The 13527-nt window shown below is 35.2% G+C and carries 13 protein-coding genes; 10 read left to right on the top strand and 3 right to left on the bottom strand.

The window, feature by feature from the left end:
* Positions 1-205: 205 nt before the first annotated feature.
* The 7 genes from B0M43_RS04690 (at position 206) to B0M43_RS04660 (ending at position 6352) form a co-directional block, all read left to right on the top strand.
* Positions 206-1078: an AraC family transcriptional regulator gene (locus B0M43_RS04690; RefSeq protein WP_056247889.1), complete on the top strand. Its 873-nt coding sequence runs from the start codon at positions 206-208 to the stop codon at positions 1076-1078.
* Positions 1078-1614: a hypothetical protein gene (locus B0M43_RS04685; RefSeq protein WP_078006669.1), complete on the top strand. Its 537-nt coding sequence runs from the start codon at positions 1078-1080 to the stop codon at positions 1612-1614. Before B0M43_RS04690 ends, B0M43_RS04685 begins: the two co-directional genes overlap by 1 nt.
* A gap of 162 nt (positions 1615-1776) precedes the next feature.
* Positions 1777-2790 carry a ferrochelatase gene (gene hemH / locus B0M43_RS04680; RefSeq protein WP_078006670.1) on the top strand — a complete coding sequence of 338 codons (1014 nt, stop codon included), beginning with the start codon at positions 1777-1779 and terminating at the stop codon, positions 2788-2790.
* A 95-nt stretch (positions 2791-2885) separates the two neighbouring features.
* On the top strand, positions 2886-3434 hold the full coding sequence (locus B0M43_RS04675) for a CopD family protein (RefSeq protein ID WP_078006671.1): 549 nt from the start codon (positions 2886-2888) through the stop codon (positions 3432-3434).
* Positions 3435-3565: 131 nt separating this feature from the next.
* Positions 3566-4981: an ATP-binding protein gene (locus tag B0M43_RS04670; protein WP_078006672.1), complete on the top strand. Its 1416-nt coding sequence runs from the start codon at positions 3566-3568 to the stop codon at positions 4979-4981.
* A gap of 10 nt (positions 4982-4991) precedes the next feature.
* A complete protein-coding gene (locus B0M43_RS04665) occupies positions 4992-5774 on the top strand; it encodes an enoyl-CoA hydratase/isomerase family protein (RefSeq protein ID WP_065451865.1) in 783 nt (260 codons plus the stop codon).
* A 179-nt stretch (positions 5775-5953) separates the two neighbouring features.
* Positions 5954-6352, top strand: a complete 399-nt coding sequence (locus tag B0M43_RS04660) for a hypothetical protein (RefSeq protein WP_055094364.1) — start codon at positions 5954-5956, stop codon at positions 6350-6352.
* A gap of 174 nt (positions 6353-6526) precedes the next feature.
* Here the strand turns inward: B0M43_RS04660 and B0M43_RS04655 are convergent, their stop codons facing one another.
* The 3 genes from B0M43_RS04655 to B0M43_RS04645 form a co-directional block, all read right to left on the bottom strand.
* Positions 6527-7180: a metal-dependent transcriptional regulator gene (locus B0M43_RS04655; protein ID WP_078006673.1), complete on the bottom strand. Its 654-nt coding sequence runs from the start codon at positions 7178-7180 to the stop codon at positions 6527-6529.
* A 99-nt stretch (positions 7181-7279) separates the two neighbouring features.
* Positions 7280-9148 carry an Nramp family divalent metal transporter gene (locus B0M43_RS04650; protein WP_065451868.1) on the bottom strand — a complete coding sequence of 623 codons (1869 nt, stop codon included), beginning with the start codon at positions 9146-9148 and terminating at the stop codon, positions 7280-7282.
* 74 nt (positions 9149-9222) lie between these two features.
* Positions 9223-9615, bottom strand: a complete 393-nt coding sequence (locus B0M43_RS04645; protein WP_065451869.1) for a Fur family transcriptional regulator — start codon at positions 9613-9615, stop codon at positions 9223-9225.
* Positions 9616-9708: 93 nt separating this feature from the next.
* Between B0M43_RS04645 and B0M43_RS04640 the strand changes: the two genes are divergently transcribed.
* From B0M43_RS04640 to B0M43_RS04630, 3 genes are all read left to right on the top strand, one after another.
* Positions 9709-10062, top strand: coding sequence for a MerC family mercury resistance protein (locus B0M43_RS04640; protein WP_065451870.1), 354 nt, complete (start codon positions 9709-9711; stop codon positions 10060-10062).
* 10 nt (positions 10063-10072) lie between these two features.
* Positions 10073-10984, top strand: coding sequence for an NAD(P)/FAD-dependent oxidoreductase (locus B0M43_RS04635; RefSeq protein WP_168199926.1), 912 nt, complete (start codon positions 10073-10075; stop codon positions 10982-10984).
* Positions 10985-11221: 237 nt separating this feature from the next.
* A complete protein-coding gene (locus B0M43_RS04630; RefSeq protein ID WP_078006674.1) occupies positions 11222-13480 on the top strand; it encodes a TonB-dependent receptor in 2259 nt (752 codons plus the stop codon).
* Positions 13481-13527: the final 47 nt, after the last annotated feature.

The following is a 13527-nucleotide window of genomic DNA, read 5'->3' as shown; positions in this document are numbered from 1 at the left end:
AACAAAATTATCACTATAGTCTTTATAAAAGTAACGCTGAAAGTACTTTTTGTATCGCTGCGTGATTTTTTGTTTCTAAACGGCTGTTTTTATGCAAAAAGAAGTATTTTTGTAGCAAAATCAATTGATTAGAAATGATTTGTTTAGAGTGATTCTAAATAAGAAACTGTAATTATCTTGATTTTTGTACTAAAAAAATATCGCTATGAGTTCTCAGGAAATTATTAAAATTGAAGACGACTTTACGCTTATTCGTTTTCAAAATGACAGTTCAGAGCCCTTTTTCGGACAACACGAAGTAGGTAGTGGCCTGATACAGTTTCATTTCGGGATAAAAGGGAATGCCAAATTCTTGTTCAATCAAGGCAGTTATGCTTTAGATTTAAAAGAAGAAAAATCATTGCTTTTGTACAATCCACAGAAAGAATTACCGCTGAATTTAGAACTCGCTCCAAATTCATGGGTCATTTCTGTTATTGTATCCATCAAGAAATTTCACGCGTTGTTTTCTGCGGAAGCAGATTATATTACTTTTTTAAGTCCTGATAATAAGGACAAAAAATATTATAATGAGGGAAATATTAGTCCTTCTATGGCTATTGTGCTGAGTCAATTGTTTCATTATAACCTTCATCCGTCGATAAAAAATCTTTATTATAAAGGAAAAGGATACGAATTGTTGAGTTTGTATTTCAACAGAACAGAAGATCCAAACGCAGAACAATGTCCGTTTTTGATTGATGAAGATAACGTTCTAAAAATCCGAAAAGCCAAAGAAATTATCATCGCCAATATGGCCGAACCGCCAGGATTACAGGAATTAGCAGACGAAATTGGTTTGAATTTGAAGAAACTCAAAATGGGTTTCAAACAAATTTACGGCGACACCGTTTATGGTTTTCTGTTTGATTACAAAATGGATTTCGCCCGCAAACTTCTCGACAGCGGATCTTATAATGTAAACGAAGTTGGATTGAAAATTGGATACAGCACCGGAAGTCACTTTATAGCGGCTTTCAAGAAAAAGTTTGCTACAACTCCTAAAAAGTATTTGATGTCTATTAATACGAATGTTTAATGATTAAAAGATATTCAATATTTTTATTGCTTTTTCTAATCCTGTCTTGCAAATCAAAAGAAGAAAAAATGTTTTTTGATTTTGACAATGTTGAATATTATTCATTATATAAAAACGAGGAAAAAGAAATAATTGAAAATAATAGAAAAGGCATAAAAGATTCTATTTTAAATAATATTTTATATTCTGAATTGCCAGATAAATTAGATGATAATGTTTTTTATAAAACAATTAATTCTAATGGTTTTTCTAAGTTTGAATTATCTCAAAAAGATATTGAGTATTTAAAAAATGATGTTTTTCTGGAAAAATTCTCTTTAAATGTGTTTCAATTAAATAAAGCTTGTGCACCAGAATATAGAGATATTTTGGTTTTTAAGAAAAACAATGAAATTTCAGGTATAGCTAAAATTTGTTTTTCGTGTGGACAATTTTATATAATTAGTTCTAAAAGAGAAATTCAGGTGGAAAACTTTGGAACAGAGGAAGAATATAAGTCCTTGGAAAAACTATTCAAAAAATATAAAAAAGAATAAATAGTAAAGATGTTTAAAAGAATCAATTTTAGATATTCAACAATAAATAAAAAATAATAATTATCATATTTCTAAAAAAGAACAAAGAATACTTTTGACGAAATTTTTAAAAACAAATTAAATGCTTAAAGCCTAGCGCTTAAAGCCTAAAGCAAAGAATAAATGAAAGGCGTATTATTAGTAAACTTAGGATCTCCAGAAAGTCCGGAACCAAAAGATGTAAAACCGTATTTAGACGAATTTTTAATGGATAAATACGTGATTGATGTTCCGTATTTATTAAGAGCTTTGTTAGTTCGTGGAATTATTTTAAGAAAAAGACCGGAAGAATCAGCTCATGCGTACAAAAAAATCTGGTGGGAAGAAGGTTCTCCTTTGGTAGTCCTTTCAGAAAGAATGCAGAAAAAAGTACAACCTCTGGTAAATGTTCCGGTGGCACTTTCTATGCGTTACGGAAGTATGACAATCGAAAAAGGACTTCAGGAACTGCACGATAAAGGCGTTACCGAAGTGTTGCTTTTCCCTTTGTATCCGCAATATGCAATGGCTTCGACTTTGACTATTTTAGTAAAAGCAGAAGAAATTCGTAAAAAGAAATTTCCACAAATGACTTTTACTGATGTTCCTGCGTTTTATAACAAACCGGACTACATCAAGAATTTAGCCGATTCGATTCAGAAACATTTAGTTGGTTTTGATTACGATCATTTATTATTCTCGTACCACGGAATCCCGGAACGTCATATTCGTAAAACCGATGTAACCAAATCACATTGTAAAATTGATGGTTCTTGCTGTAATACACCTTCGCCGGCACACGATTTCTGTTACCGTCATCAATGTTATGAAACCACAAAACAAGTCGTGAAATTATTAGGACTTCCTGAAGATAAGTACAGTTTGACATTTCAGTCACGTTTAGCGGGAGACAAATGGTTAGAGCCTTATACCGATGTTGAAATCGATAAAATGCCAGGAAAAGGAATCAGGAATCTTGCAGTTGTAACACCTGCTTTCGTATCTGATTGTTTAGAAACTCTTGAGGAAATCGCCATGCGCGCCAAAGAAGATTTTGAAAAAAACGGAGGAGAGCAATTCTTGGCAATTCCGTGTTTGAATGACGATGATGAATGGTGTGAAACTGTTGGAAATTGGATTAATGATTGGGCTAAATAGAAAATAGAGTAAAGAGTAAAGAAAAAAGATTGTTGAGTGAAAATCAACTTTAAAAAAAACTTGAAACTTGAAACTTGAAACTTGAAACAAAAAGCATGGAATACTATAACTACTTAAAATCATTGCATCTTATTTTTGTAATAACCTGGTTTGCGGGTTTGTTTTATATTGTGCGTTTGTTTGTTTACCAAATCGAAGCCAATGAAAAACCTTCTCCTGAAAAAGAGATTTTACAAGCGCAATACAAAATAATGACGTACCGTTTATGGTATATTATTACTTGGCCATCAGCAATTTTGGCGAGTATTTTTGCGTTTTGGATGTTGTTTTTTACAGACTTAGGACAAGCCTGGCTTAAAATGCCTTGGATGCACGTTAAATTGGTTTTTGTGTTCTTATTATATTTATATCATTTAAAATGCCATCAGATTTTCAAGCAATTACAAAATAATGAGGTAAAATATTCCAACAATTTTATGCGTTTATGGAATGAAGGCGCAACGATAATACTTTTTGCAGTGGTTTTTTTAGTAATTTTAAAAAGTGCCATCAACTGGATTTTCGGTGTAATTGGAATCATTTTATTTTCAGTTTTAATAATGCTGGGTTTCCGATTTTACAAAAGAATACGAGAGAAAAAATAGTTTTCAGTCGCAGTCGCAGTTTTCAGTTTTATGCTGAGACTGAGACTGAATGCTGAGACTGAATACTAAAAAATATGCTGAATAACTTCAAAATGTCGATGCTTTCATTGCGTGTCAGGATTTTCCTTTCGATGATTGTATTGATAGTTGTAGCATCTTTTTTATTGGCTTCCATTTCTATTATTCAGTTTAAGAATGAAGCCAAAGAATACCATCAGGAACGTCTTGAGCGCAAAGAAAATGCTGTAAAAGAGCATATCAATTATGTGCTTTCTACAACAACTTATCCTTTAAAAACAGGAAATCTGGATCTTATTTTCAAAGATAAAATTCACGAACTGGCCCAAATTCACAAAATCGAAATCAATATTTACAGCCTTGGCGGGAAATTACTAAAATCTTCAAAAGAATCCTTTGCGGTAGATAAAGTAGCGCCGCCAATTCCGGAATATATCCTAAAACTGGTGCGTTCTTCTATCGAAAAGCGTTTTGTAGATATCAAAACCATCGACGGAGTCAAAAACCGATCTTCTTACAGTTTAATCAAAGACGAAAAATTCAAACCGCTTGGAATTTTGAATCTTCCGTATCTGGAAGACGACGGCTATTATGACAACGAATTGAATACTTTCCTGATTCGTTTAAGTCAGGTTTACTCGTTTATGTTAGTTGTGGCTTTTGCATTGGCCTATTTCCTTTCGACTTATATCACAAAATCATTGAAAACCATTTCAGATCGTTTAGAAGAAACCAATCTGGATCAGAAAAACGAGAAAATTGTTTTAGAAGCGAATAGTAAGGAAGTCAATTTCCTTATAAAGGCGTATAATGGAATGGTCGATAAATTGGAAACAAGTGCCATAAAACTAGCCCAAAGTGAGCGTGAAGAAGCCTGGCGCGAAATGGCCAAACAAGTCGCGCACGAAATCAAGAATCCGCTTACGCCAATGCGTTTGACCGTACAGAGTTTTCAACGCAAGTTTGACCCGACAGCGCCCGATGTAAAACAAAAATTAAACGATTATTCCGAAACTTTAATTCAGCAAATAGATACCATGACGGCGGTGGCTTCGGCATTTTCGAACTTTGCCTCGATGCCGGCACAGCAAAACGAAACCTTAAATGTGGTTGAGGTTGTTGAATTGGCTTTGGATATTTTTAACGAAGATTATATTGTTTTCGAAAGCGAAGAAGAAGAAATCATCTCAAAAATGGATCGTACGCAATTGATTCGCGTTATTACCAATCTCGTTAAAAATGCCACGCAGGCCATTCCGGAAAGCCAGTTTCATAAATCGATTGTTGTAACGGTAAAGCGCAGAAACAATAATGTTGAAATCGCCGTAAAAGACAACGGAGTTGGAATTCAAAAACAAGACACCAGCAGGATTTTCGAACCAAAATTTACCACCAAAACAAGCGGAATGGGACTTGGCCTCGGAATTATAAAAAACATTATCGAAAATTACAAAGGAACAATTACCTTTGAATCAACATACGGAAAAGGAACCACATTTAGAGTTTCTCTACCTATTACAAACTCATAAACTCACCGTCATGAACTACGAAAATCTTTTAATCTCGATTGAAGACAAAATTGCAACCGTAACCATTAATAGACCTACAAAGTTAAATGCTTTAAACAAAGCTACTATCAGCGACTTGAGTAAAGCCATTAAATTATTAGGCAAAAACGATGACGTTCGTGTCATTATACTGACAGGATTTGGCGAAAAAGCATTTGTTGCAGGAGCTGATATCTCAGAATTTGCCAATTATACTATTGTTGAAGGAGCCCAATTAGCCTCCGAAGGACAAGAATCACTTTTTGATTTTATCGAAAACTTAAAGAAACCAGTAATTGCTGCCGTAAACGGTTTTGCTCTTGGTGGCGGATTAGAATTAGCAATGGCGTGCCATTTTAGAGTAGCTTCGGATAACGCAAAAATGGGATTGCCGGAAGTAACTTTAGGCTTGATTCCGGGTTACGGAGGAACACAGCGTTTGCCACAATTAGTAGGCAAGGGGCGCGCAATGGAAATGATTATGACGGCAGCCATGATTTCTGCCGAAGAAGCCAAACAATACGGTTTAGTAAATCACGTAGTGCCACAAGCTGAACTTTTGATTTTTACCAAAACAATAGCCCAAAAAATCATAAAAAATGCTCCATTTGCCATCAATAAAGCCATAAAAGCGATCAATGCCAATTATAAAGACGGTAAAGATGGTTTCGAAACCGAAATAAAATCATTCGGAAAGTGTTTTGGAACTCAGGATTTTAAAGAAGGAACAACAGCATTTTTAGAAAAACGCAAAGCTGAATTTACAGGAAAATAAAATTGTATCACAGAGTTGCACAAAGATTTCACAGAGAGTCACAAAGAAAAAGTTTAATACAAAGCTTTGTGTAACTTTGCGAAATCTTTGTGCAACTCTGTGGTAAAACAACACAAAGCGGCTCAACGTAATTAAAAACTCAGTTACTTAGCATTTCAGAACCTTAGAACCTTAAAAAAATGTACGAACCAATATTTGCTCTTTTTTGTGAACGTGTCAAAGAAAGCATCAAAGCCGGAACTTTTGCCAAACTAACTCTTGCAAAAACTATCGGTGATACCGAGATTAAAAATATCTATTTCCGTTTGGCGATAAACGAAGACAATACCTATTCGATCGCCTTAACAACCCGTTATAAAACCGAAGAAATCGAAAGTACTCATACTTTAGACGAGGCTTTATTAGTTTTGGGAACTTACATCAAAAATCCATTTTTGACCGCTTTGTTGTTTACCACAGATAATGATGTGACTTTTAAAGTAAACAAGAAAAATGCAGGAAGTATTATCGAGCAGGAACCGACATTTAAAAACGCTTCGCCTGTCATGTTAGAAATGATTGAAAAAGGGATTGTTTAGGTTTTACTAATATTGAAGCTATAGCATTCAGTTTGTCAGGCTGAGCGAAGTCGAAGCCCGGTTCGCTGAATCACTTTGCGAGACTTCGACTTCGCTCAGTCTGACAAACGAAAAAAATCAGTCCTTCGCGTTCCTCTGTGAAAAACCTTCGCGAATCTCTGCGGAATAACTACCCTAAATAAGCTTCACAAACAAATTCGAAGCAATTTTATTCGAAATAGACAATTCACGACCATCGATTTTAATCTTAACAGATAAATCAAAAGATTCTTTAGATAAAAGTTCAATCTGCGAACCCAAAGCAATTCCTTGTTTGTCGAGATATTTCAAAAATTCAGATGAAGTATCTTTTACACCCACACAAACTCCCGTTTGATTCTCTGTTAATTCAGAAAGCAAGTGTTTTTCGATTTTAACGATTCTTCCGTTCGCGTCCGGAATTGGATCACCGTGTGGATCTTCGGTAGGATTTCCAAGAAAATCATCCAAACGATTAATCAATTGTTCAGATTTGATGTGTTCCAGTTGTTCTGCAATATCATGCACTTCATCCCAGGAGAAATTCAATTTTTCAACCAAAAACACTTCCCATAAACGATGTTTTCGAACAATCATTTTGGCGGCGAGTTTTCCATTTTCGGTCAAAGAAACACCCTGGTATTTTTTATAATTTACTAAATCTTTCTCAGAAAGCTTTTTAAGCATATCCGTAACCGATGAAGCTTTAGTCTCCATCATTTCCGCAATAGCGTTCGTGCTTACTTCTGCATCGTTAGAAGTAGTAAGATGATATATCGATTTTAGATAATTTTCTTCTGAGAAAGTCATTTTTTTTCTAAGTTTCTAAGTTTTCGAGATACTAAGTTTCTAAGCTAAGATTCTTTAAGAAAAATCTTAGAAACTTAGCGACTTAGTATCTCAGAAGCTTTATTTAACAATCAACAAAGGTATTGAAATTTTATGTCTCAATTTGTCTACGGTTGTACCAAATAAAATATCTTTTAATCCAGTGTGGCCGTGGGTTCCCATGACTAAAATATCAAAACTTCCTGCATTAATAATCTTCGGAATCACGGTGTTAGGTTTTCCAAAACCAAGTTCTGTTGCTATCCTGAAGCCCTTCTGCGAAAGCATCTCTTTATATTCTAATAACAATTTTTCGTCTATGGTAGTTTCGTGATCGTCTACATGTTGTCCGTACATTAAGGCACCAACCGTTTCTACAATATGAATTAAGGTGTATTGCGCGTCGATTCCGCCCAATTCAAAGGCATTGTTCAGTGCAGCTTCATCGGCTTTCGAAAAATCGACAGAAATGGCTATGTTTTTCTTGCCGTAACTTTCTTTTGGTGTGTAAACCAACTTTAAATGATGAGGCGAATGATTCTCGATATTCGATTTTGCTCTTGCGATAAAAGGTTTTGCGATGATATACAATAACAAAGCAAGAAAGGCAAAGGCAAGCGGAACCACGGTAAACCAAAGAATAAGTGGATGACTTGAATTGTCTAGCCATGAAGTAATTTCGTCGTAAACCAATTTTGCATTTAGCGAAACGATAATCAAAGCAATAATCCAGGCAGCAATTTGTGTGGTTCTTGAAATATGGAAACCTTTCATTTTAGATTTGTCACTCACAAAGTGGATCAACGGAATAATCGCAAATCCTAATTGTAAACTTAAAATGACCTGACTCAGAATTAGTAATTTTCCGGTTACGCCATCTCCATAAATTAAAATCACGACTACGGCCGGAACAATAGCTATTAAGCGGGTGATTATACGTCGAACCCAAGGCTGAATCCTTAAATTCAAATATCCTTCCATTACAATTTGTCCGGCCAAAGTTCCGGTTACGGTCGAACTTTGTCCTGCGGCAATCAAAGCAACGGCAAATAAAATAGGCGCCCATTTGGTCCCTAACAAAGGTTCGAGAAACTGATGTGCATCCTGAATTTCGGCAACTTCAAACATTCCGTTCTTGTAAAATGTGGCTGCAGCCAAAATTAAAATGGCAGCATTTACAAAGAAAGCGAGGTTCAAAGCGATTGTCGAATCGATAAGGTTGTATTTCAAAGCCTGTTTAATTCCGGCCGGAGTTCGGTCGAATTTTCGGGTTTGCACCAAAGAAGAATGTAAATATAAGTTGTGAGGCATTACCGTTGCACCAATGATCCCGATAGCGATATACAAAGCAGCAGAATTAGGCATTGACGGAATAAGTCCGTAAAATACTTTATCAAGTTCCGGTTCTGCAAAGATCATTTCGAAAATGAAAGAGAAACCAATAATGGCGACCAATACAATAATAAAAGCTTCCATTTTTCGGATTCCCTTATTGATTAAGAAAAGCAATAAGAAAGTATCTAACACGGTAATCAAAACACCTTCGATCAGCGGAATATCAAAAAGTAAATTAATACCAATTGCCATTCCTAATACCTCGGCAAGATCACAAGCCGCAATGGCAATTTCGGCCAGAAAGTATAAAATATAGTTGATGAATTTTGAATAGGTTTCTCTCGAAGCCTGAGCTAAATCGCGTTGCGTTACAATTCCGAGTCGGGCACTTAAGCTCTGCAACAGCAAAGCCATCAGGTTACTCATTAATAAAACCCAAAGTAAAGAATATCCAAACTGGCTACCTCCGGCAATATCTGTTGCCCAGTTTCCAGGATCCATATATCCTACACTTACTAAATATGCCGGGCCTAAAAAGGCTAATATTTTTCTGAAACCTGTTTTTTTATGTTGTGTTGCGACCGATTGGTGAACTTCTTCTAAAGATTTACCCATTGTAAAAATGTTGTTTGAACAAATATATAGAAAAATTACATTCTCGCAACAATATTTTTAGACAAGTCTAAATCTTAGTTGTTAGAATTTAAACAATTTGGGCATAATCCTGACAATGTAAAGTTTATATCGTTCACTTTATAATTGTGCGGAATGATATAGCTCGGTTTTACATTTTCAAGACATGTTATTTCCAGGCACTTTTCGCAGCTAAAATGAGCATGATTATGTATGTGTACACGTTGAGCGTGATGATGACATTTTGCATATTTTACGGTTCCGTCAAGATTCACAATTTTATGTATAATATCGTCATTAACCAATCGCTCTAAGATTCTGTAAATAGTAACTCGATCGCATAAATCTCCTGTTTGTTTTTGAATTTCTGCATGAGACAGTGCGGTTTTCGATTTGCCAAAAATCTCTAAAACGGCTGTCTTTGCTGCTGTATTTCTTGTTGTTTTCATTTTTATGGAATTAAAAATATTATCGCAACATTGTTGCAATTGAAATTAATTGATATATTTGCAACAAAATTGCATTAAGCAAATGTACTGAAAATGAAGAAATCTACCACACCTTTTTACGATATTTTAGGAATTTCAAGTGCAACCATTTGTTTGGTTCATTGTCTGGTTTTTCCGCTTTTAACCATTTTGCCATTAGGTTTAAGTCATAACCCAATTATTGATTTGCTTTTTGCAACAATAGGATTGTTTGCAATTCTCAAAATTATTAAAAAATCCAGTCTTTTGATATCTGCTATCCTGATTATTTCGATGGCGTTAATCTGGATTAGTGTTTTAACGGAACTTTTTCTTGACATTCATCTCGATCTGATTTTTATTGGAGGCATCGGAATGATCATCGGGCATCTATTAAATTATAAAATGCATAAAAATAGTAATCATTAAATATACAATTATGATCGAAAATAATAAATACGATGTTATCATTATCGGTGGCAGCTATAGCGGACTTTCTGCAGCAATGAGTTTGGGGCGTTCTTTACGTCAGGTTTTGGTTATTGATAGTGGTTTGCCCTGCAACAGACAAACACCACATTCGCATAACTTTATAACACAAGATGGTGAAAAACCCGCCGTAATTTCGGCGAAAGCCAAAACGCAGGTAGAATTTTACAGTACAGTCGAATTTTATAACGGACTTGCCATCAATGTCATTAAAACAGAATCCGGATTTGAAATAGAAACCCAGTCCGGAAAATTTTTTACTGCCAGAAAAATTCTATTTGCAACCGGAGTTAAAGATCTATTTCCTGAAATTAAAGGTTTTGCTGAATGTTGGGGGATTTCGGTCTTGCATTGTCCGTATTGTCATGGCTATGAAGTTAAAAATGAAAAGACAGCCATTATTGCCAATGGCGAAATGGGATTTGATTATGCAAAACTCATTTCGAACTGGACAAAAGACCTGCGATTGTGCACCAACGGAAAGTCGACTTTGACTTTGGAACAAACTAAAATCCTTAAAAAGTACGGTGTATCAATTTTTGAAGAAGAAATAGACTCTTTCGAACATACAAACGGATCTATTAATAACATCATTTTTAAAAATCATGAAAAAGTTGCCGTGAAAGCCATTTATGCGAGACCGCCTTTTGAACAGCATTGTCATTTGCCACAAGATTTAGGTTGTGAAATTAATGACCAAGGTTTGCTAAAGGTTGATTTTATGCAAAAAACAAATGTGGAAGGCGTTTACGCAAGCGGCGATTGCACTACACAAATGCGATCTGTGGCGATTGCAGTTTCTACAGGTTCCTTTGCGGGCGCGGTGATTAATAAAAATCTTATCGAAGAGGATTTTAATTGATGCATCGAAAATCTCTCGCAAAGCCGTGAAGGCTCAAGTTTATTGTAAAAACGTAAAATAAAAATAATTTGCGACTTAGCGGCTTTGCGAGATTTAAAAAATTAAATAATAGTAGTCTATAGTTTCGCTTTAGTAAAGTATAACATATTGACATGATAAAAGTTATAAATTTCTAAATTTAAAATCGTTATTTATGAAATATAATTTTTAGTTTTGTCTAAATTTAATTTTATAATGATGAAAAAACTATTTTTGATATTGCTTTTGTTTAGTTTGCAGATTTCGTTCGCACAAGAAACTTCTACTATTTCTGGATATATTTCGGGCGAAGGCCATAAATTACAGTTGGTGAATGTTCATTTAACGGGAACAAAACATAAAACAATCACAGATAGTCTAGGATATTATACATTAGAAAATGTTGCGGTTGGCAATTATACCCTTCAGGTTTCTCAAATAGGTTTTCAGACAGTAAAGAAGAAAATAGAAGTTAAAGATTCTATTCAATCTTATGATTTTGAATTAACCGATAATGAAAACCAGCTGAATGAAGTCGTAGTTTCCGGAACTTTAAAAGCCGTTAAACGATTAGAAAGTGCCGTTCCTGTTGAGGTGTATTCTCCTGTTTTCTTCAAAAAGAATCCCACTCCAAGTATTTACGAAGCACTTCAAAACATCAACGGAGTTCGGCCACAGCTTAATTGTGGTGTTTGTAATACGGGCGATATTCATATTAATGGACTGGAAGGCCCTTATACTTTGGTTTTAATTGACGGAATGCCAATCGTGAGCAGTCTTTCGACAGTTTATGGCTTGTCAGGTATTCCTAATTCTTTGGTCGAAAGAATTGAAATTGTAAAAGGTCCGGCATCTTCTCTTTACGGAAGTGAAGCTGTGGGAGGATTAATCAACATTATTACTAAAAATCCAACGAATGCACCTTTGTTTTCGGCAGATGTTTTTACGACTTCCTATTTAGAAACCAATGTCGATTTGGGGATGAAATTCAATCCAACCAAAAAGGCCTCGACACTTTTAGGCATCAATTATTTCGATTACAATCAGGTTGTCGATAAAGACAAAGACGGATTTACAGATGTGACGCTTTCGCAAAGAATTTCGGTTTTTAATAAATGGAATTTTCAAAGAGAGAATAATCGTTTATTTACAATTGCAGCACGCGGAATGTACGAAGATCGTTGGGGTGGAGATGTGCGTTGGGATAAAAAATATCGTGGTGGTGACGAAATTTACGGTGAAAGTATTTATACCAAAAGGGGAGAATTGATAGGAAGTTATCAATTGCCATTTGAAGAAAAACTGATGCTTTCGTTCTCTGGAAACGTGCATTATCAGGACAGCCGTTACGGAACAACCTCTTATATCGCCAATCAGAAAATTGGTTTTTTACAGCTGACTTGGGATAAAAAAATAGGAAGCAATGATTTACTTGCAGGAATTGCCACTCGATATTCGTATTATGATGATAATACTCCGGCCACAAAGGAGGCTGAAAGTACCTGGCTGCCTGGAATATTTGTTCAGGATGAAATAACGTTTTCATCAAAAAGTCAGGTGTTGTTAGGCGCGCGTTACGATTATAATTCGATTCACGGTTCGATTTTTACACCAAGATTTGCGTATCGGTTCAAAGCAAATGAAAACACGATTTTTCGATTAAACGCAGGAACGGGATTTAGGGTTGTGAATTTATTTACAGAAGATCACGCTGCTTTGACAGGTTCGCGGGATGTTGTGATTCAAAATGACTTAAAACCTGAGAAATCTGTAAACGTAAATTTGAATTATATTCAGAAAATCAATTTCGGAAATGGAACTTTTATGGGAATTGAAACGACGGCTTTTTATACCCGTTTCAGCAATAAAATCATTTCAGATTACGAAACAGATCCCAACAAAATCATTTACGATAATATTGATGGTTATGCGATAAGCCAGGGAATTAGTACCAATGTTGATTTGAATTTCACCAACGGATTAAAATTCATTCTGGGAGCGACGGTTTTAGATAATAAAAATGTTCAGGACGGAATTTCGGAAAGACCTTTTTTAACCGAAAAATTTACCGGAACCTGGAGCATTTCTTATAAAATAGAACCGTGGAATTTGTCACTGGATTACACCGGAAATCTTTACAGCCCAATGAAATTGCCTTTGTTGAGCGATTTAGATCCTAGGGATCCCAACTCGCCTTGGTATAGTATTCAGAATATTCAGTTTACGTATTTTGGATGGAAGAATTTTGAATTGTATGGCGGAGTAAAAAATCTATTGAACTTTACACCAAAGCGAAATAATCCGTTTTTGATTTCAAGAACCAATGATCCTTTCGATAAAAACGTGCAATACGATGCTGCCGGAAAAGTGATGGTTACACCGGATAATCCGTACGGTTTGACTTTTGATACCACTTATGTTTACGGTCAAAACCAGACAATTCGAGGGTTCTTTGGGTTGCGATATACTTTGAGGTAAAATGGCACACGGATAACGCTGATCAAACGGATTTACACTGATTTTTA

Origin of the sequence: Flavobacterium sp. KBS0721, from assembly GCF_002007065.3 — a bacterium.
GTDB lineage: Bacteria > Bacteroidota > Bacteroidia > Flavobacteriales > Flavobacteriaceae > Flavobacterium > Flavobacterium piscis.
Note: the sequence above shows the minus strand (reverse complement) of the source record. Positions and strands in the feature narration are given on the sequence as shown.